Annotated in this window: 24 protein-coding genes and 1 tRNA gene; 14 read left to right on the forward strand and 11 right to left on the reverse strand. The window is 71.8% G+C overall.

Annotation, left to right across the window (positions count from 1 at the left end; genetic code table 11):
• Positions 1-14: 14 nt before the first annotated feature.
• Positions 15-2063 carry a plasmid transfer protein TraB gene (gene traB / locus ACIGZJ_RS09730; RefSeq protein ID WP_396456714.1) on the forward strand — a complete coding sequence of 683 codons (2049 nt, stop codon included), beginning with the start codon at positions 15-17 and terminating at the stop codon, positions 2061-2063.
• A 137-nt stretch (positions 2064-2200) separates the two neighbouring features.
• Positions 2201-2638 carry a hypothetical protein gene (locus ACIGZJ_RS09735; RefSeq protein WP_396456715.1) on the forward strand — a complete coding sequence of 146 codons (438 nt, stop codon included), beginning with the start codon at positions 2201-2203 and terminating at the stop codon, positions 2636-2638.
• Positions 2639-2779: 141 nt separating this feature from the next.
• Here ACIGZJ_RS09735 and ACIGZJ_RS09740 read toward each other — a convergent pair whose 3' ends face one another.
• A complete protein-coding gene (locus ACIGZJ_RS09740) occupies positions 2780-3430 on the reverse strand; it encodes a hypothetical protein (RefSeq protein ID WP_396456716.1) in 651 nt (216 codons plus the stop codon).
• A 221-nt stretch (positions 3431-3651) separates the two neighbouring features.
• Here ACIGZJ_RS09740 and ACIGZJ_RS09745 point away from each other — a divergent pair, with 221 nt between their 5' ends.
• The 6 genes from ACIGZJ_RS09745 to ACIGZJ_RS09770 all read left to right on the forward strand — a co-directional run bounded on the left by ACIGZJ_RS09745 (position 3652) and on the right by ACIGZJ_RS09770 (position 9223).
• Positions 3652-4692, forward strand: a complete 1041-nt coding sequence (locus tag ACIGZJ_RS09745; RefSeq protein ID WP_396456717.1) for a DNA cytosine methyltransferase — start codon at positions 3652-3654, stop codon at positions 4690-4692.
• A gap of 16 nt (positions 4693-4708) precedes the next feature.
• Positions 4709-4894 carry a hypothetical protein gene (locus ACIGZJ_RS09750; protein ID WP_396456718.1) on the forward strand — a complete coding sequence of 62 codons (186 nt, stop codon included), beginning with the start codon at positions 4709-4711 and terminating at the stop codon, positions 4892-4894.
• Positions 4895-4980: 86 nt separating this feature from the next.
• Positions 4981-5835: a DNA primase gene (locus ACIGZJ_RS09755; protein WP_396456719.1), complete on the forward strand. Its 855-nt coding sequence runs from the start codon at positions 4981-4983 to the stop codon at positions 5833-5835.
• Between the two features lie 2 nt (positions 5836-5837).
• On the forward strand, positions 5838-7313 hold the full coding sequence (locus tag ACIGZJ_RS09760; RefSeq protein WP_396456721.1) for an ATP-binding protein: 1476 nt from the start codon (positions 5838-5840) through the stop codon (positions 7311-7313).
• 436 nt (positions 7314-7749) lie between these two features.
• Positions 7750-7986: a helix-turn-helix domain-containing protein gene (locus tag ACIGZJ_RS09765; protein ID WP_396456722.1), complete on the forward strand. Its 237-nt coding sequence runs from the start codon at positions 7750-7752 to the stop codon at positions 7984-7986.
• 13 nt (positions 7987-7999) lie between these two features.
• Positions 8000-9223, forward strand: a complete 1224-nt coding sequence (locus ACIGZJ_RS09770; RefSeq protein ID WP_396456723.1) for a tyrosine-type recombinase/integrase — start codon at positions 8000-8002, stop codon at positions 9221-9223.
• A 590-nt stretch (positions 9224-9813) separates the two neighbouring features.
• On the opposite strand, the gene ACIGZJ_RS09775 is transcribed toward ACIGZJ_RS09770, so the two are convergent.
• The 4 genes from ACIGZJ_RS09775 to ACIGZJ_RS09790 form a co-directional block, all read right to left on the reverse strand.
• Positions 9814-9903 (reverse strand) — tRNA-Ser (locus tag ACIGZJ_RS09775).
• Between the two features lie 120 nt (positions 9904-10023).
• Complete coding sequence (gene tadA, locus ACIGZJ_RS09780; protein WP_396456724.1) at positions 10024-10533, reverse strand: tRNA adenosine(34) deaminase TadA; 510 nt, start codon at positions 10531-10533, stop codon at positions 10024-10026.
• Positions 10534-10572: 39 nt separating this feature from the next.
• Entirely contained in the window at positions 10573-11121 is a 549-nt protein-coding gene (locus ACIGZJ_RS09785; RefSeq protein WP_396456725.1) for a tRNA adenosine deaminase-associated protein, read from the reverse strand.
• Between the two features lie 211 nt (positions 11122-11332).
• On the reverse strand, positions 11333-11569 hold the full coding sequence (locus ACIGZJ_RS09790) for a hypothetical protein (protein WP_392930652.1): 237 nt from the start codon (positions 11567-11569) through the stop codon (positions 11333-11335).
• A gap of 185 nt (positions 11570-11754) precedes the next feature.
• Between ACIGZJ_RS09790 and upp the strand changes: the two genes are divergently transcribed.
• Entirely contained in the window at positions 11755-12390 is a 636-nt protein-coding gene (gene upp, locus ACIGZJ_RS09795; RefSeq protein WP_387947889.1) for a uracil phosphoribosyltransferase, read from the forward strand.
• Positions 12391-12454: 64 nt separating this feature from the next.
• On the opposite strand, the gene ACIGZJ_RS09800 is transcribed toward upp, so the two are convergent.
• Positions 12455-13111, reverse strand: coding sequence for a LytR C-terminal domain-containing protein (locus ACIGZJ_RS09800; protein ID WP_396456866.1), 657 nt, complete (start codon positions 13109-13111; stop codon positions 12455-12457).
• Positions 13112-13345: 234 nt separating this feature from the next.
• Entirely contained in the window at positions 13346-13642 is a 297-nt protein-coding gene (locus tag ACIGZJ_RS09805) for a type II toxin-antitoxin system VapB family antitoxin (protein ID WP_030061387.1), read from the reverse strand.
• 148 nt (positions 13643-13790) lie between these two features.
• On the opposite strand from ACIGZJ_RS09805, the gene ACIGZJ_RS09810 reads away from it, so the two are divergent.
• Positions 13791-15413 carry a helicase HerA-like domain-containing protein gene (locus ACIGZJ_RS09810; RefSeq protein ID WP_396456726.1) on the forward strand — a complete coding sequence of 541 codons (1623 nt, stop codon included), beginning with the start codon at positions 13791-13793 and terminating at the stop codon, positions 15411-15413.
• A gap of 18 nt (positions 15414-15431) precedes the next feature.
• Here ACIGZJ_RS09810 and ACIGZJ_RS09815 read toward each other — a convergent pair whose 3' ends face one another.
• Both ACIGZJ_RS09815 and ACIGZJ_RS09820 read right to left on the reverse strand, forming a co-directional pair.
• Entirely contained in the window at positions 15432-16595 is a 1164-nt protein-coding gene (locus ACIGZJ_RS09815; RefSeq protein ID WP_396456727.1) for a hypothetical protein, read from the reverse strand.
• A gap of 80 nt (positions 16596-16675) precedes the next feature.
• On the reverse strand, positions 16676-17344 hold the full coding sequence (locus ACIGZJ_RS09820; RefSeq protein WP_396456728.1) for a rhomboid family intramembrane serine protease: 669 nt from the start codon (positions 17342-17344) through the stop codon (positions 16676-16678).
• 104 nt (positions 17345-17448) lie between these two features.
• On the opposite strand from ACIGZJ_RS09820, the gene ACIGZJ_RS09825 reads away from it, so the two are divergent.
• The gene (locus ACIGZJ_RS09825) at positions 17449-17967 is read left to right on the forward strand and encodes a YbhB/YbcL family Raf kinase inhibitor-like protein (RefSeq protein WP_392930660.1); all 519 of its coding nucleotides are present in this window, start codon (positions 17449-17451) and stop codon (positions 17965-17967) included.
• A 129-nt stretch (positions 17968-18096) separates the two neighbouring features.
• Here ACIGZJ_RS09825 and ACIGZJ_RS09830 read toward each other — a convergent pair whose 3' ends face one another.
• On the reverse strand, positions 18097-19074 hold the full coding sequence (locus ACIGZJ_RS09830; RefSeq protein ID WP_396456729.1) for a helix-turn-helix transcriptional regulator: 978 nt from the start codon (positions 19072-19074) through the stop codon (positions 18097-18099).
• A gap of 93 nt (positions 19075-19167) precedes the next feature.
• Between ACIGZJ_RS09830 and ACIGZJ_RS09835 the strand changes: the two genes are divergently transcribed.
• Positions 19168-20670, forward strand: coding sequence for an MFS transporter (locus ACIGZJ_RS09835; protein ID WP_396456730.1), 1503 nt, complete (start codon positions 19168-19170; stop codon positions 20668-20670).
• A gap of 106 nt (positions 20671-20776) precedes the next feature.
• Here the strand turns inward: ACIGZJ_RS09835 and ACIGZJ_RS09840 are convergent, their stop codons facing one another.
• Entirely contained in the window at positions 20777-21367 is a 591-nt protein-coding gene (locus tag ACIGZJ_RS09840) for an HhH-GPD-type base excision DNA repair protein (RefSeq protein ID WP_392930667.1), read from the reverse strand.
• Positions 21368-21769: 402 nt separating this feature from the next.
• Between ACIGZJ_RS09840 and ACIGZJ_RS09845 the strand changes: the two genes are divergently transcribed.
• Together ACIGZJ_RS09845 and ACIGZJ_RS09850 are read left to right on the forward strand one after the other, a co-directional pair.
• Positions 21770-22108, forward strand: a complete 339-nt coding sequence (locus tag ACIGZJ_RS09845) for a DoxX family protein (RefSeq protein WP_396456731.1) — start codon at positions 21770-21772, stop codon at positions 22106-22108.
• Positions 22109-22457: 349 nt separating this feature from the next.
• Positions 22458-24884 carry a germacradienol/geosmin synthase gene (locus ACIGZJ_RS09850; RefSeq protein ID WP_396456732.1) on the forward strand — a complete coding sequence of 809 codons (2427 nt, stop codon included), beginning with the start codon at positions 22458-22460 and terminating at the stop codon, positions 24882-24884.
• The last annotated feature ends 25 nt before the right edge of the window (positions 24885-24909 follow it).

Raw genomic sequence — 24909 nt, forward strand, 5'->3', positions numbered from 1 at the left:
AAGGAGTGCCGGCCATGCCGAAGAACGACACCGACCCCGACCAGCAGCACCGCGAGAACCTCGAAGGCGCCAGCACCGGCAAGGGCGTCGCCGGGTGGCTGGCCCACCGGGCCAAGCCCTACACCCCGCCCTGGATCACCGTCGGGGCGACCGGGGTCGCCGGGACCATGGCGTGGCTGCCCGCCCACGGCTCCACCGGGTACGCGGTCGGCCTCACCCTCGGCTCGGTCGCCCTCACCGGGGCGACCGCCTGGGCGGGCAAGACCACCGGCGTCCAGCGGCGCCTGCACTCCGCGGTCACCGTGGCGGCCGGGAGCGGCTGGTTCACCGGGGTGGCGCTCGCGGGGTGGAACAGCCTGACGTTCGGCACGTTCTGGCTCGGCGGCACCGTGCTGGCCCTGTCGTGGAACGTGCGGCAGGTGATGCGCCGCAACCCCGACGCCGTCCAGGCCGGCGTCGACACGGACGGCTCGCTGCTGGAGAAGGTCAAGCTCGCCGGCGCCAAGCTCCGCCACACCAGCGTGGAGCCGAACCGCGTCACCGCCGAACTGCTCCTGCCCGCAGGGGAGCTGACCAACAACGACGTCGCCAAGGCTCTGCCGAACATCGCGTCCGGGCTCGACGTCGCCCCCACCGCCGTGCGCTACATGCCCGACCCCGACTCCGCGCGCCGCGGCGAACTGGTGGTCGTGCCGCGGGACATGCTCGCGGACGTCGTCGAGTGGGAGATGCCCACCAACGTCGGCGGATCGATCGCCGAGCCGCTGGTGATCGGCCGCTACGACGACGGGGCCCCGCTCATGTTGTGGCTGCCCGGTGACCCGCAGGCCGGCCGCAACAGCACCCACCTCGGCATCTTCGGGATGTCCGGGTCCGGCAAGGGCGACGGCGCGCTCGACATCCTCACGGAGATCATGGGTCGCCGCGACGTCATCATCTGGCTGTCCGACCCGAAGGCGTTCCAGGACTTCGGGCCGCTGCGGCCGGGCCTGGACTGGGCCGTGGAGGGCGGGGCCGAGACCGAGACCATGGTCACCGCGCTGCAGGCCGTCATCCCCGCCCGCACGCGCTGGCTCGGCGCCCACGGCTACCGCCAGTGGACCCCGGCCGCGGCCGAGCCCCAGAGCGACCCGGCCCACTCCTGCCGCAAGGGCGGGGCCTGCGGCTGCGAGGGCATGCCGTTCCTGGTCGCCTGGTTCGAGGAGGCCGCGAACACGCTGCGGTTCATGGGTGAGGACGCGTTCACCGGCGCCGCCCAGGAGGCCCGATCCGGCGGTATCGCGCTGGTCATCAGCCTCCAACGGCCCAGCCACGACCAGATCAGCACCAGCACCCGCGCCTCACTCCCGTCCGCGCTGGTCTTCGGTCTGGACGCCCGCGACGAGGGCATGGCCCTGCCCGGACCCGTCCTGGACGCCGGCGCCCACCCCGGCGCCTGGGGCAACCGGCGCCCCGGCTACTGCTACCTCGTCACCCCCGGCGTCGACGAGCACCGCTACAGCGCGCCCGGCCGCACCTGGCGCTTCACCGGGAAGGCCGCCCGCGTCATGGAGCAGTTGGCCGCGTGGGCGGTGCGCAACGGCGCCAGGGTCGACCCCGTCACCGCGAAGGCCGCCGGCGCCACCGTCGGCAACGCCTACACCGACCGCCACGCCCGCAACACCACCGACCCTGAGGACGACGACAGCGTGTACGCGGACCCGGACAACGACGACAGCGGTACGGGGCGGCGGGTGGACCCGGAGGACGAGGGCCTCGACCCGCAGGCCGAACTCCCCCCGGTCCCGGACGCGCTCGACGGTGTGGCGTTCGGCCCGGAGTCGGCGGCCCCGGACTTCACCCCCGAAGAGGCCCGCGCCGCCATGGACGCCATCGTGGCCGCCTTCGAGCAGCACGGGGTGATGGTGATCGGTCCCAAGGACGTCATGGACCAGGCGACGCAGTTCGGCCGCTCCCGCCCCTGGGTCTCGGGGGAGTTCCGCCGCCTGGTCGAGGACGGTCGCCTGGTGCCCACCGCGAAGGCCGGCCGCTACCGGATCGTCCCCGCCCCGGCCCTGGTCTGACACCCCTGACACCTGACACCCGCTGACACCCATTCCCCTAGGCAGACGGGGGTGTCAGACGCCCTGACAGCGCCCCCTGACGGCGTCTGACACCCCGCCCTGACACCCCCGCGCCACACCCCTGACGGGAGACGCCCATGGACCACACCACCACCCCGCAGCCCTACGCCGCCCCGGTGCACTACACCCCCGACGGCACCCCCTACTACGCCGCCCAGCCCACCCCGGCACCCCTCGCGCTCTACCACCCGCCCACCCCGCTCCCGGTGCCCGCCCAGCACACCACCCCCGCGCTCTACGCCCCCGTTCCGCTCCCGCAGCACCTGCCCGCGGCCGCCGTCCCGGTGCGCGACCCGTGGCCCGCCCGGCTCGCCGCCAGCGGCATCGGGATCGGTGGCGCCGGGATCGGGATCGGTTTCCTCGCGCAGGCCCTCGCCGCCGCCACCACCGCGCTCGGGTTCGTGGCCGCCGGTCTCGCCGTCGTCTGGCTCCTCAAGACCACCAGCGGCGGTGGGGGTCGGGGCGGACAGGGCGGCGTGAACGTCAGCGTCAACGTCACCAACCGCAACCGTTGACGAAGAGAAGACCGGTGACCGCCCGGCCGCCGCCGTACAGCCGCGGCGGCCGTCATCGTCTTCCCCGCCCGCCCGCCCGCCCGCCCGCCGCCCTGGCCCGGGCAGGAGGCCGTGACGCACTCCGGCCTCCTCAGCCCGGTGTCATCCCCTGTATGACTGCCGCTCGGCCTGGTCGACGATCCTGAAGGCCAAGTCCATGAGGTTGCTGATCGAAGGTGCTTCCACGATCAGCAGCCTTCCCCGTTCGCCGCCGTCGGCGAAGCCGCAGCCGGACTCGCGGACCAAGTGTGTGAGCCAGTGGACGGTCACGGGTTCGGCAGCGAAGAAGACAACCGGCCGATCCGTCCAGGGGCGCTCCCCAAGGTGGCCGCGGCAGCTTGCTGCGGGAAAGCAGCCGATCGAAGACAGCGCCCAGGCCAAGCCTGCCACGCCGACGTCCAGCCCCGTCAGGACAGGCTTGTCCATCTCGCCGTCGCCGACGATTTCAACGAGTTCGCTGTCCGGGTACCGCTCCGCGAAATCGGACGGAAGGGCTTCGGGATCTCCCATCTCAACAGCTACGGCCAGCGTTTCGAACTCCTCCCAGGTCGTGGAGGCCCGATCCATCAAGTCGACCAGGCGCCGCTCTCCTTCGATGACCGACACAGCCTCGGCACGGGTTGCGCCGCTGATGTCCCAGACATCCCGGAAGTACCCGTAGCCCTCCTCGCTGATCTCGTCTTCCGGCGGCATCCCTATGTCAGCGCCTGCAGGGAACGACGGGTCAACCTCGATCTCGAAGCGCGGGATCACGAAACCTCCTGGCCAGTATCGGAAACGCCGCGTGCAGCCGTCCTGTGGCGCCCGACAAGGAACGCTCCGAGCCCGGCTGCCCAACGGATTTCGCTCAACCTAGCCGACGCCACCATGAGCTGGCGGTGCTTGCCCAACACCAGTCCTCCGCACAGGAAAGGGATGTGAATGAGCTACCTGAAGAGCCGCTGCCCGCGGCGCGGTCGCGGGGGTGATGCCGCGTGACTGCTCTGCGTGTAGCGGCGTTGTGCGCCGGCTACGGCGGCCTGGAGATGGCCGTCCTCGGCGCCCTCGACGGCCAGGTCGTCGTCGGTGCCGAGGTCGACCCCCACGCCGCTGCCGTCTTTGCCCACCACCGCCCCGGGGTGCCGAACCTCGGGGACATCACCCGCGCCGACTGGCGCGCGGTACGGGAGCTGTACCGGCCGGACGCGGTCGCAGCCGGTTTCCCGTGCCGGAACATCTCCAACGCGGGACGGAAGGACGGCATCAATGGCCAGTGGTCGAGAGTCTGGAAGAACGTTGCTGCGGCTGTTCGCATCCTTGAACCGCGAATCGTCTTCCTGGAGAACGTGGCGGCGCTCTGCTCGCGGGGGCTGGACGTCGTCGCCGGGGACCTGGCCGCGATCGGGTATGACGCGCGGTGGACATGCGTACGAGCTGGTGATCCCGAAGTCGGCGCCCCCCACCAGCGCGACCGCTGGTTCGCCGTCGCCCATCCCGCTGATGCCCACCCCGACGAGTTCGGACGGCAGTGGCGGACCGGGAACCTCCCCCAAACGCAAAGGCGGGATGAACCTGCGCACCGCCGTGACCAGGCTCCCGCACCCCGGCGCCTGAGGCTGCTGCCGACCCCGGCCGCGCGGGACTGGAAGTCCGGCGCCTCCAACCTCCTGGACCGCAACGCCCGGCCGCTCAACGAATTCGCCGTCAACGTCCTCGCCCCGCTCGACGGTCGGTGGACCACCCGCGACGGCATCGACTACGGCCCCGCGATCCGCCGCTGGGAAACCATCCTCGGCCGACCCGCGCCGGCGCCCACCATGCTCGGCCCCCGGGGCGGCGTACGCCTGGCGCCCCGCTTCACCGAATGGCTCATGGGCCTGCCCGACGGCCACGTCACCGCACACGGCCTCGGCCCCAAGGCCGAGCTGACGATCCTCGGCAACGGCGTCGTCCCCCGACAGGCCACCTGGGCCTACGGACTTCTGCTCGGCGCCCACGACCAGGCCGCCCTCGCCACGGCCCCGATCGCCGCCTGACCCGAAAGGCCCACCCGTGTTCGACGACCACGACCCCGACGAGTACGGCGACGACCGGTCCGAGGACTGGCAGCCCGGCGAATGCGACCACTGCACCGGCGGCGCCCCCGTCGAAACCCCGCTCGGCCTCCTGTACTGCGCCTGCCGGATCGGCCAAGGCGCCCGCCCCGAGGACTGCGCCTGCGGACCCGACGAGGACTGACTTCGCCCGGAGCGACCGGCGCATCCCGCCAAGGTTTCCGGCCGCTCCGGTTCCCCCGCCCCATCGAGACGAGGAGAACCCCCAGCATGACCCAACCGACCACTACCCGGGGAGAGCACCTGCTCGCCGCTCTCCCCCTCGCTTCCTCCGGCGTGCCCGTCCTGCCGCTGCGGGCCGGGAAGGTGCCGTTCGGCAACTGCCCGCGCTGCACCGACAGCGCGTGCGGCGGCCGGCCGACCATGAAGACCCCCGGCCCCTGCACCTGCCCGGCCCCATGCCACGGCTGGGCCGCCGCCACCACCGACCCCGACGTCCTCAACTCGCCCGCATGGGCGCGCGCGTGGCGGGAAGCGGCCGCCGTCGCCTACCACCCCGGCGGCGCCGGCGTGACCGTCGTCGACCTCGACGACGCGGCCGCCATCGCGTGGGCACGCGAGACCCTGCCCGCCACCCGCACCGTGCCCACCACCCGGGGCGAGCACTGGATCTACCGGGGCACCATGCCGTCCGCCAACCACGTCAGGCCGAGCGTAGACGTCAAGTCGTCCATGCAGTACGCGCGGTGGCTCGGCCCCGGCACGGGCACCATGGCGACCCTGCCGGACATCGTCCGCGCCCTGATCGTCAGGGAGCCCGACCCGGTCCGGCCGACGGCCGTCGTCGTGCCTGCCCCGGCGGGGGGCGGGAAGTGCCCGCACCGCACCCGGACGTACCTGGAGCGGGGCATCGCCATGGCCGAGCAGCGCATCAGCGAGGCCGCCAGCGCCGTGCACAACACGGTGTTCGGGGTGTTCCTTGCGGTGCTCTCCACGCACGGCCGGTGCGGCTGCCTCACCGAGGCGCACACCGCGCGACTGTTCGCCGCCGCGCAGGCCAAGGGCGAATCGCCCCGGCACTGCGCCGACGCGTGGGCCAACGCCCTGACCCGGCTGGGGATGTAGCCGTGGCCGAGGACGACAAGACCCCGGCACGCGAGATCATCGCCGACTACGCTCAGGCGCACTTCCGGTACTTCCGCACCGCCGACGGCACCGTGTACGCGCAGAAGACCGGGCACCCTGTGGCTCGTCCAATCCGTTCCCAGGGCACCACCGGCAGCCACCGCCAGGAACTCATGGTCGGCCTGTACCGGGACGGGATCGGCGTCTTCAACGGGACCTCGCTCAAGGAGGCGCTGGACCTGATCGAAGCGCTCGCTCTGTCCGAGGAGGTGCAGCCCGTCCACATCCGCGTGGCCCCGGGCTTCGACGGCGCCACGTGGCTCGACCTCGGCCGGGCCGACGGCAAGTCCGTCCGCATCCACCCCACCGGCTGGGGCATCACCGTCCCCGACCCGCGTGAGGTGTGCTGGCGGCGCACCCAGCTCACCGGCGAACTGCCCCTGCCCGTCAAGGACACCGACGGCAAGGGCATCGACCTGTTGATGAGGCTGTGCAACTTCGCGAACGCCGCCACCGAGTGCCTGGCCCTCGCCTGGCTGATCGGATGCCTCGGCCCGTCCGTGCCCGTCCCGGCGCCGTTCCTCACCGGCCCGCAGGGCGCCGGAAAGTCCACCGGCGGCCGGATGCTCGTGCGGATCATCGAGGGCATGAGCGGTGACCTGCGCCGGGCACCGAAGGACGAGGAGAACCTCATCGCCGCCGTAGCGGCGGGGTGGGTCACCGCCCTGGACAACCTCTCCCACATGACCCCCGACCTGTCGGACGCCATGTGCTGCATCGTGACCGGCGCCGAGAGCGTCAAGCGCGCCCTGTTCACCGACGGGGACGTCCACCGCTCCGCCTACCGCCGGCCCCTGCTCCTGACCGGCATCGACGTGGGCGTCATCCGCCCCGACCTCGCCGAACGGCTCCTCCCGCTGCGTCTGGAGCGGCCCAGCGTCCGTCGCACCGAGGCGGAGCTGTGGGCGGAGTACGCGGACGTCCTACCCATAGTCCTCGGGTCCCTGCTCGACCTCACGGTCAAGGTCCGCGCCGCCGAGGCCGAGACCCCCACCGACCTGCGGATGGCCGATTTCGCCCACCTGTGCGCGCAGCTCGACGCGGCCACAGGTCTCGGAGCGCTGCCCGCCTACCGGGCCAGCCTCGACGACCTGAACGACGACGTCATCGAGGGCGACCTGCTCGCGCAGACCGTCCTGAAGCACGCCGAGAGCATCGAGCCCGGCACCGCGCAGCGCTGGACGTCCACCGAGTGGCTGCTTCGCCTCAGCCGTCTCTGCAGCGGCGACGACGTGCGGGCCCTGCCCAAGGGGTGGCCGACTACCGGCAAGGTGCTGTCCGACCGGCTCAAGCGCCTTCAGCCCACCCTCGCAGCCCGGGGCGTCCTCATCGACACCGGCCGCACGAAGGAGGGCCGCTACCTCGAAATGGCCCGCCCCGCGCCCGAGCCCACGCATGAACAGCCCCGGCTGCACTGACCTGCCGCACGGACAAGCAAGAAGAGCACCGGGCGGCGGGTGCTCTTCTTGCTGTTCGGCAAAGCCGCCCAAAGGTCGTGCCGCGCAGCGGCTCCTCATTCGCCCTGAGAGGGGTGCCAAGTACTACAGGCAGCCCCACCTTTTTCCCAAGTAGGAAGACGCTGCGTCACCTGCGTCACCCGGCCCGGAAAACAGCCCCTGACCTGCGCCGGAACCGGTGACGCAGACGGCAGCCCCTGCGTCATCCTGCGTCACCTGCGTCACCCGATGACGCAGCCCATGACGCAGCGGTGACGCACACCCCGACCCCAGCGTCACCTAAAGCCGCAGGTCAGAAGCCCGAATGACGCTGATGACGCGGTGACGCAGAAATCCCCACCTCGGACAACCGCGCGCCCGGACCTCGCATCCGCTCCCCTTACCAAGGAGTAGCCGCATGACCGCCAACGCTCCCGAAGACATCCCCGAACCCGACCCCACTCTCGTCGCCCTCAAGGTCGAAGAGGCCGCCCGCCGGCTCAGCATCGGCCGCACCACCATGTACGCCCTGATCCGCGACGGCGAGATCGAGACCATCCCCATCGGCCGGGCCCGCCGGGTACCGGCCGAGGCCGTTGTCGAGTTCACCCGCAGCCGCATGCGGAAGCAGACCACCACCCCCATCGCAGCCTGAGGAGGCAGCACCCTTGGCAACCCGTCAGCCCAACGGCGGTTCCAGCATTTACCAGGACAAGGACGGCAAGTGGCACGGTCGCGTGACCGTCGGAGTCAAGGATGACGGCGCACCGGATCGTCGCCACGTCCGGGGGAAGACCCGGGCGGACGTGACCAAGAAGGTCCGGGAGCTGGAAAGGAAGCGGGACGACGGCAACGTCCAGAAGGCCGGCAAGAAGTGGACCGTCGCGGCCTGGCTCACCCATTGGGTGGAGAACATTGCCGCGCTGCACGTCCGGCCGAACACCCTCGCCGGTTACCGGGTGGCGGTGAACGTCCACCTGATCCCTGGGGTCGGCGCTCACCGGCTGGAGAAGTTGGAGCCGGAGCACCTCGAACGGCTCTACAAGAAGATGCAGGACGGCGGGAGCAAGCCCGCCACCGCCCACCAGGCGCACCGCACCATCAGGACGGCGCTGAACCAGGCGATCCGGCGAGGGCACCTCACCCGGAACGTCGCGTCGTTGGCCGTCGCGCCCAAGGTGGAGGAAGAGGAGGTTGAGCCGTACGAGGTGGAGGAGGTGCAGGCGCTCCTCCTGGAGTCGGGCAAGAACCGGAACAGCGGTCGGTGGGCTATCGCGTTGGCGCTCGGCCTGCGGCAGGGGGAGGCGCTCGGGCTCCAGTGGCGGGACATCGATCTGGAGCGGGGCAGCCTGCGGGTGCGGCAGGCCCGACAGCGACCGAAGTACCGGCACGGCTGTACGGCCCCGTGCGGGCGGAAGCACGCCGGCCGGTGCCCGGAGCGAGTGCAGACGAACGCCGATGCCGCTCTCACGAAGTCGCGGGCAGGTAAGCGGCTGATCGGTCTTCCGGATCAGCTGGTGAAGCTGCTTAGGCTCCACAAGGAGGAGCAGGACCGGGAGCGGCTGGTCGCCCGTCAGGAGTGGGTGGAAGGTGGGTGGGTCTTCGCCTCCGAGACCGGCCACCCGCTCATCCCGCGCACGGACTGGGACCGGTGGAAGGAACTGCTCGTCGCCGCCGGCATCCGGGACGGGCGTCTGCATGACGCTCGTCACACCGCAGGGACGATCCTCCTCCTGCTCGGCGTCCCCGAGCGCATCGTGATGGACATCATGGGCTGGTCCAGCACCGCAATGGCGCATCGGTACCAGCACGTGACGGCCCGGATCCGGCGGGACGTGGCGATGCAGATCGGCGGCCTCATCTGGGAGGTGGCGAAGGACTCGACTGATTGAGCGAAGTGCACCCCTGGTAGCCGCAGCTCCAGTCACACTGTGCCCACCAGTAGAGAGGGTGTAGGGGGCGGTTGTGGCGACGTACATCATCAGGGGGACGTCGGAGGGCGAGGCGGACTGTGACAGGTGCCAGAAACCGGTTCGGCGTCCCATCGTCTTGGAGGCTGCGGATCGCGCTGGCAACCCACTGGGTCACCGATCGCATGTAGGCCCAGACTGTGCGGCTAAGTGGACCGGGAAGGCCCGGAAGGCCGTCGAGGCGGCAGCCGAGTGGGCCGATGAGAAGCGTCGTGAGGAGGACCGTCGTGCCGCCCAAGCCGAGGCGGATCGGCGCCGCAGTGACCGTCTCGAACGTCAGTGGTCGGAGAGGCATGGCGCCGAAGATACGTTCGAAGTAGCTGAGCTGAGCGGACGGGATTGGTCGGCGGTCTGGGATGAGTTCAATGCGTGGGCAGAAGAACAGCCTTAGATGCGCTGCCGTGGCCCCGGCTCACGGTGGCTGCCTCCCGGCTGAATGAGACCAAAACTGAGACCGGCATGACGAAGGGCCCCGACCGTTCCCGGTCGGGGCCCTTCGTCTTTCCTGCTTATGGCGGTAGCGGTGGGATTCGAACCCACGGTGAAGTTGCCCCCACACACGCTTTCGAGGCGTGCTCCTTTGGCCGCTCGGACACGCTACCGAGGGGAACTCTACCGGACGGGTGGCGCCGTCACGAAATCCGTATCCGGGCGGGTGTTCCGGGCCAGGTCAGCGCCGTGGGTGCGGCGCGGGGCGGTCGTGGCGCAGGCCCGGGCGGGCGTCAGCGGTGGGTTTCGAAGAACTCGCGCAGCTGCTCGCCGCACTCCTCTGCGAGGACGCCCCAGACCACCTCGGGGCGGTGGTTGAGCCGGCGGTCGCGCATCACGTCGAAGAGCGAGCCGGCCGCGCCGGCCTTCTCGTCGAGGGCGCCGTAGACCACCCGGTCGATCCGGGACAGCACAATGGCGCCCGCGCACATCGTGCAGGGCTCCAGGGTGACGACCAGTGTGCAGCCGCTGAGGCGCCACTCGCCGAGCTTCTGGGCCGCCTGCCGGATCGCGACCACCTCGGCGTGCGCCGTCGGGTCGCCGACCGCCTCGCGCTCGTTGTGGCCGCGCCCGAGCACCTCGCCGTCCGGGCCCAGGACGAGCGCCCCGACCGGGACGTCCCCACAGGACGGCGCCAGGGACGCCTCGGCGATGGCGAGGCGCATCGGCGCCGCCCAGCGGTCGCGGACCGGGTCGGGGCGGACGGGGGCGGGCAGTGGTGCTATCTGCGGGGCGGACTGCATGACATCCAGTGTCCGGTATCCCGGGGCGGGCACCGGCCGCTACCGGACCGCCTCCAGGACCTCTCCGCAGCCGAGGGCCTCGGCGATCTCCTCCAGGGCGTCACCGGGCACCGCGCCCTCGCCGCTGAGGGCGAGCAGCTCGTCGGCGGGCAGCCCGAACTCGCCGAGCAGGTGGGCGTCGCCGAGCGGGCCGACCGGGACGCCGCCGTGCGGGGAGTCGGCGTCCTCCTCGTCCAGCTCCTCGGCCTCCTGCTCCTCCTCCAGCTCGGCGACCAGGTTGTCGAGGTCGCCGAACTCGCTCTCGCCGGCCTGGTCGACCAGCTCGTCGGTGAGGACGGAGCCGTAGGAGCTGCGGGCGGCGGCGGCGCCGTCCGACACGAAGATCCGCGGATCCTCCTCGCCGTCCACCCGGACGATGGCGAACCAGGCGTCCTCCTGTTCGATGAAGACCAGGACGCTGTCGTCGTCCTGGGCGGCCTCGCGGGCCAGATCGGCCAGATCGGCCAGGGTTTCGACGTTGTCGAGTTCCGCCTCGCTCACATCCCACCCGTCCTCGGTGTGAGCAAGCACTGCAGCGAAGTACGCCACCAGGGACACTCCCAGGATCTCGGTCTCGGCTGTCGGCGCTCTCGGGCAACGCGGAATCTGGCCGCCCCCGCGCCAGAGGCGGTCCGCTGTTCGGACCGTCCCATCGGAATCGTGACAGAAAGCCCGCCCTTGCGGGGGGTGTTCGGCAGCGCGTCTTTGCAGGTCGTGTCGGAAGCACGGGCCGGACGCCGGTGAACGGCCGCCGGTCCGGTCAGATCCGGAAGGTTCGCATCCGCATGGCCTCGCGCATCCGCCGTTCCTTTGTCCGGCGGGGCTGCACCCGCTCGCGCAGTTCGCGGGCCTCGGCGAGCTCGCGTAGGAAGGCGGCCCGCCGTTTACGGCGTTCCGCCTCGGTCTCCGGATGGTCCGGGGGCGGCCCGGAGAGGCCGCTCGACGGGCTCTGTGGCTCGTCCGCCGAGCCGCCCCCGGGCTTCGGGTTGCTCGTCATACGACGTGACTTTCCCAGATCGGCCCGGTTGATACCACAGGAGGCGGTTTCGCCCGGGCATTCGCCGTGCGTCACGGCGTGTCACGTCTGAGTGAGCCCGGCCGCTCCGCCGCCCGGGTCAGGGTCCGGGCCGGGCGGGCCACGGCGTGTCGTACGGGCGTCCGGTACCGGGCTAACCTCGACGCATGCGGATCCACGTCGTCGACCACCCGCTGGTCGCCCACAAGCTCTCCACCCTGCGCGACGAGCGCACCGACTCGCCGACCTTCCGTCGCCTGACCGACGAGCTGGTGACCCTCCTCGCCTACGAGGCCACCCGGGACGTCCGCACCGAAGAGGTGGAGATCACCACGCCCGTGGCGGTCACCACCGGCACCCGGCTCAGCTACCCCCGCCCGCTGGTGGTGCCGATCCTGCGGGCCGGCCTCGGCATGCTGGACGGGATGACCCGGCTGCTGCCGACCGCCGAGGTGGGCTTCCTCGGCATGGTGCGCAACGAGGAGACCCTGGAGGCCTCCACCTACGCCACCCGGATGCCGGACGACCTCTCCGGCCGCCAGGTCTACGTGCTCGACCCGATGCTGGCCACCGGCGGCACGCTGGTCGCCGCGATCCGGATGCTGATCGAGCGGGGCGCCACCGACGTCACCGCCGTCGTGCTGCTGGCCGCCCCCGAGGGCGTCGCGGTGATGGAGAAGGAGCTGGCCGGGCTGCCGGTCACCGTCGTCACCGCCGCCGTCGACCAGCGGCTGAACGAGAACGGGTACATCGTCCCCGGCCTCGGCGACGCGGGCGACCGCCTGTACGGCACCGCGGGCTGACCTCCCCGGAACGGCTGAGAGCCCCCCGGCGCGGTGCCGGGGGGCTCTCGTACGTCCGGGCGGCTCAGCAGCTGCCGGTGGCGCTCGGGGTCGGCGAGGGCTTGGTGGCCAGGGCCAGCGCGGCGGCGGCCTGGGTCTCGTCGAGCAGGGCGTTGTAGCTGTCGCCGACGACGACGTCCACGCTGTTGTCGGTGCGGGCGTCCGTGGTGACGGTGGCCCCGGCGATCTGCGAGCTGATCAGGGTGGCCGCGCCGGCGCCGGCCGGACCGGCGATCACCACCGCGGTGCCGGGCACCTTCTTGTCGAGCTCGGCCGGGGCGTTGCCCTTCTTGTCGACGGCGAAGCCGCGCTTCGTGAACTCGTCGGCGGTCCGCCCGGCCAGGCCGGCCTTGGTGGTGGCGTTGAAGACGTTCAACTTGAAGGCGGCCGGCTGCGGGACGGCGTGCGGATCCCCGCCGGGGGCGGCGGGGGAGGCGTCCGGGGTGGGCGCGGCCAGCGGCTTCCCGGACTGGGTCGCGCAGGCCTGGGCGGAGGAGTGCCTGAGCTTGCCGCTGAAGATGTCCCAGAGCTGCACACCGCCGAGGGCGATCAGGGACAGCGCGAGGATCGAGCCGATCAGTGCCAGGACCTTGCGGCTCTTCTTCGGCGGCCGGCCCAGCCGCGGATAGGCGTTGCCGGTGATGCGGTACTGCTTCCCCTTCAGGCCTTGGGGAGTCAACATGCTCACGTTTTGTCTCCCCCTCGTGCCAGGGCGGGGTTCGTGTGACGGGTCCGGCCGGCGCGGAGGTGCGCCACGGATCGCGGCCGTAGTCAGCAGATTAGTGCCGTCCGGCTGTGAAGGTACTAAATGATCATCATCTGGAGTACGGCGGCACCCGAAAGGGGGTACCGCAGACGTGCGGACCGCCCCCCGGGGTGGCCGGAGGGCGGTCCGACGGCAGGTCGAAGGGGCCCGTCACTCCATTTCGAGGACGCGCGCGTGCAGGACCTGGCGCTGCTGCAACGCGGCCCGTACGGCCCGGTGCAGCCCGTCCTCCAGGTAGAGGTCGCCGTGCCACTTCACGACGTGGGCGAAGAGATCGCCATAGAAGGTGGAGTCCTCCGCCAGGAGGGTTTCCAGATCGAGTTGGCCCTTGGTGGTCACCAGCTGGTCCAGCCGCACCGGGCGCGGGGCGACGTCCGCCCACTGGCGGGTGCTGGTCCGGCCGTGATCCGGGTACGGCCGCCCATTGCCGATGCGCTTGAAGATCACACGGAAAGCCTACCGTTTGGGCGGCGGATGGCCCAGCAGCCGCGGCGCCGCCACGCGCACCGGTGCGAGCTGCGAGCGGACGATTGCGGCTGTTTCATGGGAAATGTCGCGAACGTCGTCCCTCTGCTCTGCCCTGGAGAGTGCCCCGATGCCGACTGCCGAGCCGCCGTCCGCCGAGCCGCCGTCCACCGCCGTTGTCCCACCCGTCGTGCGGGGGATCGCCGAGGGCTACGCCTTCACCGGCCCCGCCCTCGACCTCGGGGCGGTGCTGCTCGACGGCACCGCGTACCCGGCGGCCCAGGTACGCGTCCCGCTCGGCGTGCTCAACCGGCACGGCCTGGTGGCCGGTGCGACCGGCACCGGCAAGACCAAGACCCTCCAGCTGATCGCCGAACAGCTCTCCGCCCAGGGCGTGCCGGTGTTCCTGGCCGACATCAAGGGCGACGTCTCCGGGATCGCCGCACCGGGCGCGCCGAGCGAGCGGACCACCGCCCGCGCCGCCGAGGTCGGGCAGAGCTGGTCGGCCCAGGGCTGCCCGGTCGACTTCTTCTCCCTCGGCGGGCAGGGCGCGGGCATCCCTATGCGGGCCACCGTCACCAGCTTCGGCCCGCTGCTGCTGGCCAAGGTGCTGGACCTGAACGAGACCCAGGAGTCCTCGCTCGGCCTGGTGTTCCACTACGCCGACAAGCGCGGGCTCGAGCTGTACGACCTCAAGGACCTCACCGCCGTCATCACCTTCCTCGCCTCGCCGGAGGGCAAGGAGGAGCTGAAGGGCATCGGCGGGCTCTCCGCGGCGACCGCCGGGGTGATCCTGCGCTCGCTCACCATGCTGGAGAACGAGGGCGCCGGGGCGTTCTTCGGCGAGCCGGAGTTCGACACCGCCGAGCTGCTGCGGACCGCCGCGGAAGGGCGGGGCGTCGTCTCGGTGCTGGAGCTGCCCGCGGTGCAGGACCGGCCGCGGCTCTTCTCCACCTTCCTGATGTGGCTGCTCGCCGACCTCTACCAGGAGCTGCCCGAGGTGGGGGACCTCGACAAGCCCAAGCTGGTGTTCTTCTTCGACGAGGCGCACCTGCTCTTCAAGGGCGCGTCCAAGTCCTTCCTGGAGGCGATCACCCAGACCGTCCGGCTGATCCGGTCCAAGGGCGTGGGCATCTTCTTCGTCACCCAGACGCCGAAGGACGTCCCCGCCGACGTGCTCGCCCAGCTGGGCAACCGGGTGCAGCACGCGCTGCGCGCCTTCACCCCGGACGACGCCAAGGCGCTCAAGGCGACGGTCTCCACCTTCCCCAAGTCGCCCGCGTACGACCTGGGCGAGGTGCTGACCTCACTCGGGACGGGTGAGGCGGTGGTGACGGTGCTCTCGGAGAAGGGCGCACCGACGCCGGTGGCGGCCACCCGGCTGCGGGCGCCGCAGTCGCTGATGGGGCCGGTCGAGCCGGCCGCGCTCCAGGCGGCGGTGGACGGGTCGGAGCTGACCGCCCGCTACCGGGACGCGATCGACCGGGAGTCGGCCTACGAGAAGCTGGCCGCGCGGGCCGCCCGGCCACAGGCGGCGCCGGTCGCGGAGCCCGAGCCCGGTCGGCAGCCCGCGGAGGAGCCGGCGCCGGAGCCCCGGCGGGAGAAGGAGAAGGAGAAGGAGGAGGAGGGCGGCGGACTGCTCGGCTCGCTGCTGAGCAACCCGGCGGTCAGGTCCTTCGCCCGCTCGGCCGGGACGCAGCTCGGGCGGGAGATCTCCCGCAGCCTGTTCGGGACGTCCCGGCGCCGACGGTAACCCCCGGGCCCAGGGGCCCTAGCCCAGCGCGGCGCCGATCCGGTCGAGCGAGGAGAGCCGCATCAGGCCGTAGTTGTAGAACTCGACCTCCGGCACGCCCAGCTCGCGCAGGACGGTGATCTTGGCGGCCAGGTTGGCCGGCCCGTCGCAGTCCGAGGCCATCGGGCGCAGGATCACCGCCATGTCCTGCGGGCGCACCCCGTGCAGGGCGAAGGCGGCGATCTTCTCGCGGACGGCCTCCGGGGTCTTCGCGTAGCCGAGGGTCTCGATCTGGTGGGCGGCCTTGGCAAGCGCGGGCAGGTCGATGCCGGAGAGCCAGCCCGTGCCCGGGCCGCCGCCGTCCATGAAGCTCAGCCGCATGCCGTGCCGCTGCGCCTCCTCGGCCACCTCGGCGGCGAGCGAGGTCACCGTGGCGGCGGAGGCGTCGACGTACGCGGCGAGTGCACCGCCGGCCAGCTCGTCCAGGGCCCCCGGCTCGGCGGCCGCCGCGTCGTCGGCCAGCCGGCGGCGCAGCTCAGTGCGGACGGCCGCCGCCACCTCCTCGGCCGGCACGCCCGCGCGGGTGGCGGCGGCCCGGCAGTGGTCGCAGAAGCAGAGGCCGAGCAGCGCCTCCGCGATCGGGCCGAGCTCCTCGAAGTAGCGCTCGTGGTGGTAGCCGTGCCGTAGCCCGTGGAAGTGCAGCGACTCGGCGCGGACGGCCTGCACGCCGTACCGGGCCAGCTCGGCGACGAGGGTCACCGCATACTCGCGGACCTCCGGGTTGGCCGGGCAGAGCTCGGTGAGGTGCCGGTCGCCGAAGGCGTTGGCCGGGGCGCAGTCCGGGTGCTGGAACCCGAGCCGGTCGTTGTGGCAGAAGACCGTCCAGGCGTGCAGCCGCAGCCCGCGGCGCTGCGCCTCGGCGGCTGCCTCGGCGAAGGGGTCGCGCTCGCCGATCGCGGCGGCGGGTGAGGGTGCGAGGCGGCGGCCGGCCCAGCGCGCCGGGTCGGGCCGGAAGTACGCCGCGCCGGGCTCCAGGTAGCGGATCACCCGGCGGGGGTTGTGCGGGAAGACGTCGCGGGCCTCGTGGTAGACGGAGGCGAGGGTGACGCCGCCGACCCCCGCCCGGTCGGTGAGGTTGCCGAAGAAGGTGTCGGCGCCCTCGTCGATCAGGTCGGTGGCGAAGGCGAGGACGGACGACTCCACGGTGCGGCTCCGGAGCAGGGGGCGGATTCCTCCCACGCTAACCGCAGGGCCCCGAAATGGTCTATACCTGGTGGCCGTGTCTACAGGCCCAGGTCGTCCAGCTCCTTGAGCAGCGCGGAGCGGGGGCCGGGGGCGGCCCCGGGAGCGGAGTCGGGGGTGGCCGCGGCGGGTCGCGGGCCGCGGTTGCGGAACAGCCAGGCGGCGCCGAGCCCGCCGACCAGCCCGCCCAGGTGGCCCAGCCAGCTGACCCCCTGGGCGGTGGGCAGCACGCCGACCAGGAGGTAGGAGTACCCGGCGCCGATGACGACGCCGATCACCGCGTCCAGCAGGTTGCGGTCGAGCAGGCCGCGCAGCACCACGTAGCCGAAGTACCCGTAGACCACGCCGCTGGCGCCGGCCGTCACCACGTTGGGGCGCTCGCACAGCCAGACCGTGAGGCCGGAGGCCACGGTGATCAGCAGGGTCGCCCAGAGGAACTTCTTCATGCCCCGGTAGGCGGCCAGGAAGCCGAAGGCGAACAGCGGCCAGGAGTTGGCCTCGATGTGATCCCAACCGAAGTGCAGGAAGGGCATCGTGAACATCTCCGGTAGCTCGTCGAGCCGGCGCGACGAGACCCCGTACTCGTAGGAGAGCCGGTAGTCGTCCATCCAGTTCACCAGCTGCACCACCCAGATGACGGCCAGTGCGCCGACCATCGTGAGGAGCGCACGGCGCGAGTCGGATATCAGGCGGGCGAAGGTGGAGGCCATGACCCGACTTTAGGACGGGTCCGTGTGCCGGTGCACCCCACTACAGTGAATCGCGTCGTTCAGCCCGAGCCGGGCTGCCCCGGCTTGTCGAGAGGTGACCAACCGTGAGCGTTCGTCCGCCGCTGCCCTATGAGTTCCTGCCGCAGGTGCCGTCCTTCGAGCTGTCCAGTGAGGACATCTCCGAAGGCGGCAAGCTGGCCGAGGAGTTCACCTACGCCGGTGCCAACCTCTCGCCGCAGCTGGCCTGGTCGGGCCTGCCGGAGGGCACCCGGAGCATCGCCGTCACCTGCTACGACCCGGACGCGCCGACCGGCTCCGGCTGGTGGCACTGGCTCGCCCTCAACCTGCCCGCCGACGCCGTCGGCCTGCCGCGCGGAGCCGGTGCCTCGGATGCCGACCTGCCCGGCGCGGACTCCTTCCACGGCCGCAACGACTTCCCCGGGAACAAGTACGACGGCGCCGCCCCGCCGCCCGGCCCGGCGCACCGCTACGCCTTCGCCGTGCACGCGCTGGACGTGGAGAAGCTGGACGTCGCCGCCGACCTCCCGCCGGCCCAGGTCGGCTTCAACATCACCTTCCACACGCTGGCGCGGGCGGTGCTGACCGCCGAGTTCGGCGTCTGAGGGACGGCGCCCGCCCGGTGGGGACACCCGGGCGGGCGGCCGTGTCCCAGGCCCTGTCCGGCCCGTACGGTGGGCCGGCGGTGTCAGGCACGGTCTCGGCCCTGTCCGGCAAGATCGACCGGGCAGGGCCTAGAACGTTCCTGAGGGCGCGTCCGCCGCGCGGGCCGCGCGGGCGGCCAGGGCGCGCAGGTGGGCGTGCATCTCCGGGGGCTCGTGGACCTCGAACTCGCAGCCGAGCATCAGCAGGCGCATGGCCAGCCATTCGAGGGAGTCCCCGCGGGAGCGGAAGCGGCAGCTCTGTTCGTCGATCGGCTCGACCTCGGAGTCCCCGTTGCGGTGGGTCCAGCGCTCGACGTTCGCGGCCGGCGTGTGCAGGGTCGCGACCAGGGTGTACGTCGGGGAGGGGCGGCGGAGCTTGCTCGCCACGTACGCGGCCGCGTCCTCGGCGGGGAGCTCGCGCGGGGCGAAGCGGGCGCCGGTGGCGAAGGGCTCGGTGAGCCGGTCCACCCGGAAGAGCCGCCAGTCGTCGCGGTCGAGGTCGTACCCGACCAGGTACCAGCGCCGCCCGGCCGAGACCAGGCGGTTGGGCTCCACCTGGCGTCTGGTCTCGGCGCCGTTGCCGGCCCGGTAGCCGAAGCGCAGCCGCTCCCGGTTGGTGACGGCGTTGGCCAGCACGGTGAGGTCCTCCGGGTCGACGGTCGGCCCGTCGCCGCTGAGCAGGGGCACGGTGGCCGCGTTCAGGGCGGCGACCCGGTGGCGCAGACGGCCCGGCAGGACCTGGAGCAGCTTGCCCAGCGCCCGGACGGACGCCTCCTCGATGCCGACCACGGCGTGTCCGGCCGCCGCCCGGAGGCCGACCGCGATGGCCACCGCCTCCTCGTCGTCCAGCAGAAGCGGCGGCATCGCCGTCCCCGCCACCAGCCGGTAGCCGCCGATGGAGCCCATCGTCGCCTCGACCGGGTAGCCAAGCTCGCGCAGCCGGTCGATGTCGCGGCGGATGGTCCGTGCGCTGACCTGGAGGCGTTCGGCCAGCTCGCTGCCGGGCCACTCGCGCGGGGTCTGGAGGAGGGACAGCAGGTTCAGCAGGCGTGCCGGAGTGTCTGTCATGCGCTCCAGGATGCCGGACAAGGCGGACAGGATCTGACCTACATCCGCTCTATCGTCACAGACGTGCCGAAGAGCGAGGTAGGGGAGAACGCAATGAAGACCGATGCGGCGGTTGCCGACCGGCGGAGGTGGATCGCGCTGGCGATCGTGATGACCGCCTCCTTCATGGACCTGGTGGACGTCACCATCGTGAACATCGCCATCCCGAGCATCCAGGAGGACACCGGCGCATCGTTCAGCGCCGTCCAGTGGGTGACCGGCGGCTACGCCCTGGCCTTCGCGATCGGGCTGATCACGGGCGGCAGGCTGGGCGACATCTACGGCCGCAAGCGGCTGTTCCTGATCGGGATCGGCGGCTTCACCGCCGCCTCCGCGCTCTGCGGCCTGGCCACCGGTGCCGAGATGCTGGTCGCGACGCGCATCCTGCAGGGCGCGACGGCGGCGCTGATGGTGCCGCAGGTGCTGTCGATCATCCACGCGACCTTCCCGGCGGAGGAGCGCGGCAAGGTGTTCGGGATGTTCGGCGCGGTGGTCGGCCTGGGCGCCGTGTCCGGCCCGCTGATCGGCGCGCTGCTGACCGAGTGGGACCTCTTCGGCCTGGCCTGGCGGCCGATCTTCCTGATCAACCTGCCGGTCGGCATCGCCGGGCTGCTGCTGGGCCGGGCGTTCATCGGGGAGTCGCGGGCGGACAAGGCGCTGAAGCTGGACCTGCTGGGCGTGCTGCTGGCCAGCGCCGGCCTGCTGATGCTGATCTACCCGCTCACCCACGGCCGGGAGGCCGGCTGGCCGCTCTGGGGCTACCTGTCGATGGCCGGGAGCCTGCCGGTGTTCGCGCTGTTCGTCGTCTACGAGCGGGTCAAGACCCGGCGGGACGGCTCGCCGCTGGTGGAGCTCTCGCTGTTCCGGGTGAAGAGCTTCGCGGCGGGCATCGGCGTGCAGCTGACCTTCGGGGTCGTCACCGGGATCTTCTTCCTGTGCTGGACCCTGTACATGCAACTGGGCCTGGGCTGGAGCCCGCTGAAGGCCGGGACGACCGGCATCCCGTTCTCGATCGCCGTCTCGGTGGCGGCCGGGCTCTCGGTGCAGCAGCTGGTGCCGCGGTTCGGCCGCAAGGTGCTCCAGGCCGGCGCGCTGGTGATGGCGGCGGGCGTCCTCACCTACGTCTGGGAGGCGGAGCGGTACGGGACGGCCATCGCGCCGTGGCAGATGGCGCTGCCGCTGGTGGTGATGGGCCTCGGGATGGGCCTGATCGTCGCGCCGATCACGGACGCGGTGCTGGCGGAGGTGCCCCGTGAGCACGCCGGGTCGGCGTCCGGTCTGATCAACACGGTGAACCAGGTGGGGATGGCGCTGGGGCTCGGGCTGGTCTCGGTGGCGTTCTTCGGCGCGATGCCCGCGACGCCGGCTCCGGCCGAGGTCGGGACGGCGTTCAACGGGGCTTTCGTCCACGCGATGTGGTGGGTCGTGGGGGTGCTGGTGGTGGTGTTCCTGCTGATGTGCGCGCTGCCGAAGCGGAAGGCGGCGGTCGCCGGGGCGCCGGCGGTCGAGGCCGACGAGGCTGCGGAGGCCTCGAACCGGGAGCCCGTCCTGGTCTGACGGTGTGCGGTGGCGGGCCCCGGTCGCGATGCGCGGCCGGGGCCCCGTGCGCACACGGGAAGGGCTGTGGAGCCGCTTCACGGGTGTTGCGCGCCCGCCGGTGGGCTCAGACCTTGGCCTTCGCCTCCTTGGCGGCGCGCTTGACCTCCTGCTTGTGGATGCGCACCTTCTCCAGCGTCTCCGGGCCGGTGATGTCCGCGACCGAGTGGTACGCGCCCTCCTCGCCGTACGCGCCCGCCGCCTCGCGCCAGCCCTCGGGCTGCACGCCGTACTGCTTGCCGAGCAGGGCGAGGAAGATCTGCGACTTCTGCTTCCCGAACCCGGGAAGGGCGTTGAGGCGGCTGAGCAACTCCTTGCCGGTCGCGACGCCCTGCCACACGCCGGAGGCGTTCCCGTCGTACTGCGCCACCAGGAACTGGCAGAGCTGCTGCACCCGTTTGGCCATCGCGGCCGGATAGCGGTGCACGGCCGGCTTGTCGGAGAGCAGGGCGACGAAGGCCTCCGGGTCGTACACCGCGATCTCGTGCGCGTCGAGGTCGTCCCGGCCGAGCCGCTGCGCGATGGTGAGCGGGCCGGTGAACGCCCATTCCATGGGCACCTGCTGGTCGAGCAACATCCCGACGAGCGCGGCGAGCGCGCTGCGCCCGAGCAGTTCGTCGGCCTCAGGCTGCTGCGCGAGCCGGACGGTGACGTTCATGGGGTAGCCCTCCTCTGAGCGTGGAGTCTCGGGTCGCCGCCCAGTCTGCTGGACGGGTGAGGAGGGGGCGGGGTCAACACGCCCAGCGGAGGGGAAACCTAGGAGCGGCCGGATGGTTCGTCGGCGGACTTGTTGTCCGGTGGTAAATCGGCTGCGCATTCGGAGGATCGTCGGTGAGTGGGCGGCATCCGTGCGGCACCCGGGGCGGCAGGCCGGGCGGGTTGCGGCCGCGTCCCGGCCCTGCGGCCGTGCTGTCGCGCTGCCCTCGGAAAAGTTCTTCGGTGGTCGTGTCACACCTGCGCGGTGCGGCGGGTCAGAGGAGTGAAAGAGCGCAAGGCACTCCGGCCGGGGCGGGCAACGCACCGGTGGACCGCACGACTCGCCCGTTGAGGAGCAACCCCCATGTCTGTCACCTACGTTGTCGTCACCTGCCTGGCCGCCTTCATGGCGGGCTTCTCGGGCGCCTCGATCTTCTTCCGGGCCGGGTTCGTGGTGGACCCGCTGGTCGAGTACGGCGTCCCGCAGTCGTGGTGGAACCTGCTCGGTGCGGCGAAGGTCGCCGGCGCTGCGGGTCTGGTGGCGGGTCTCTTCCTGCCGGTGGTCGGGGTGCTGGCCGCGGTCGGGCTGGTGCTGTACTTCGCCGGTGCGGCGATCACCGTCCTGCGGGCCCGCTCGTTCGGCCACGTGCAGTGGCCGCTGATCTACATGGCGCCGGCCGCCGCCTCCCTGTTCCTGCTGTAGACCGCCCGGGCCGGGCCGGAACAACGCGCCTGAGAGGGGCGAGCGGATCACCGCTCGCCCCTCTCGGCGTGTCCGGACCATGCGCCCGGCGCGGTCCGGGACCGGTCGGCGGGGTGGCGACGAGGTCGGCCCGCGACCGTACAGATGAACCAGAACCAACCGTTCAATCGGGCTGTCGTTCGACTGGATCGCCCCAACCCAGGGCCAACTCGTATGACTGTTGCCGTTCCTCGGTGGAGATCGTTGCCCAGGGGTAATGCTGAGCCGACCGGGTGGCGGGCGCTGTGGGATCGAGGCGCTCCTCGCCGTGCCGGTCGGCCTCTTCGACGCGTCCAGAAAGGCTCGCCCGGTGACTCAGCCGTTCGAACTGCCCTCCTTCTACGTGCCGCACCCGGCCCGTCTCAACCCCCATCTGGAGGAGGCCCGCACCCACTCCACCGCGTGGGCGCGGACGATGGGGATGCTGGAGGGCTCGGGGATCTGGGAACAGGCCGACCTGGAGGCCCACGACTACGGTCTGCTCTGCGCCTACACCCACCCGGACGCCTCCGCCGAGGCGCTCTCGCTGGTCACCGACTGGTACGTGTGGGTGTTCTTCTTCGACGACCACTTCCTCGACATCTTCAAGCGCACCAACGACCGCGAGGGTGGCAAGGCCTACCTGGACCGGCTGCCGCTGTTCATGCCGGCCGACCCGGCCACCCCGATGCCCGAGCCGACCAACCCGGTCGAGGCCGGTCTGGCCGACCTGTGGCGGCGGACCGTCCCCGCGATGGGCGAGGACTGGCGGCTGCGGTTCGCCGAGAGCACCCGCAACCTGCTCAACGAGTCGCTCTGGGAGCTCGCCAACATCAACGCCGGCCGGATCGCCAACCCGGTCGAGTACATCGAGATGCGCCGCAAGGTCGGCGGCGCACCCTGGTCGGCCGGTCTGATCGAGTACGCGGCCAACGCCGAGGTGCCGAAGTCGGTTTCGGGCTCCCGCCCGCTGCGGGTGCTGATGGACGCCTTCTCGGACGGTGTCCACCTGCGCAACGACCTCTTCTCGTACCAGCGGGAGGTGGAGGACGAGGGCGAGCTGAGCAACGGCGTCCTGGTGCTGGAGACCTTCCTGGGGTGCTCGACCCAGGAGGCGGCGGAGGCCGTCAACGACCTGCTCACCTCGCGGCTGCAGCAGTTCGAGAACACCGTCTTCACCGAACTCCCGCCGCTGTTCGCCGAGACCGGGCTGGACCCGGAGGAGTGCGCCCGGGTGCTGGCCTACGTCAAGGGCCTGCAGGACTGGCAGTCGGGCGGCCACGAGTGGCACATGCGCTCCAGCCGGTACATGAACGGCGGTGGCGCGGCGGCGGATTCGGGCAACTGGTGGGACCAGTTCGCGATCGGCGGGGTGGGCACCTCGGCGCTGGATCTGTTCCGGGTCCCGGCCGGGGGCGGATTCCCCGGCGGGCTCGGCGAGTTGGGCTCGCTCAGCGGGGTCAACACGCTGGACGGGACGCCCGGATCGCCCGGCGGCGTCGAGCCGGCGCTGCGGCGGGCGCGCTCGCACAGCCATGTGCCGTTCCAGCGCGTCGGTCCGTCCCGACTGCCGGAGTTCAAAATGCCGTTCACGGTGCAGCTGAGCCCGCACCTTGAGACCTCCCGGGCCAACACCGTGGCGTGGGCTGCGGAGATGGGCATGCTGGAGGTCCAGCCGGGCGTACCGGGCTCGGACATCTGGACGGCGGAGAAGGTCGCCGACTACGACTTCCCGCTCTGCTCGGCGGGCATCCACCCGGACGCCACCGCCGAGCAACTCGACCTCACCTCAGCCTGGTTGACCTGGGGGACGTACGGCGACGACTACTACCCGGCGGTGTTCGGACGGACCAGGGACCTGGTCGGGGCCAAGGCGCTGACCGCGCGGTTCTCGGCGTTCATGCCGGTCGACGGCAGCCCGACTCCGGTGCCGCTGAACGCCCTGGAGCGCGGTCTGGCCGACCTCTGGACGCGGACCGCCGGGCCGATGGCACCCGAGGCCCGGCAGAAGTTCCGCACCGCCGTCGAGGACATGCTGCTGAGCTGGGTCTGGGAGCTCAACAACCAGGCGCAGCACCGGATCCCCGACCCCGTGGACTACATCGAGATGCGCCGCAAGACCTTCGGGTCCGACCTCACCATGAGCCTCTGCCGGCTCGCCCACGGGCAGGCCGTGCCGCCGGAGATCTACCAGAGCGGGCCGATGCGCTCGCTGGAGAACTCCGCCGCCGACTACGCGTGCATGATGAACGACCTGTTCTCGTACCAGAAGGAGGTGGAGTACGAGGGCGAGGTGCACAACGTGGTGCTGGTGGTGCAGAACTTCTTCAACTGCGACTACCCGACGGCCGTGCACATCGTCGACGACCTGATGAACTCGCGGGTGGCCCAGTTCCAGCACGTGGCGCAGAGCGAACTCCCGGTGCTGTACGACGACTTCGACCTGGGGCCGGAGGCGCGCGCGATGCTGGACGGGTACGTGAAGGAGCTGGAGAACTGGCTCGCGGGCATCCACGTCTGGCACCGGGACTGCCACCGGTACGGCGAGGCGGATCTGCGGCGGCACTTCGGCGGCAGGGCGGCGGCGGGGTCGGAGTCCGTGCCGGAGCTGCCCGTGTCGGTGGACGCGGTGACGGCGGACGCCCGGCCGGTCGGCTCGGCGCCGACCGGCTCGGGGTCGTTCGGGCCGAGCGGCTTCGGGACGGCGGGTGCGCGCCCGCCGTTCGGCTCGCCGGCGGCGGCCGCGCCGATCGGGTAGCGGCGCAGGTGACCGGGACGGCCCG

Source organism: Kitasatospora sp. NPDC052868, assembly GCF_044547105.1.
Taxonomy (GTDB): domain Bacteria; phylum Actinomycetota; class Actinomycetes; order Streptomycetales; family Streptomycetaceae; genus Kitasatospora.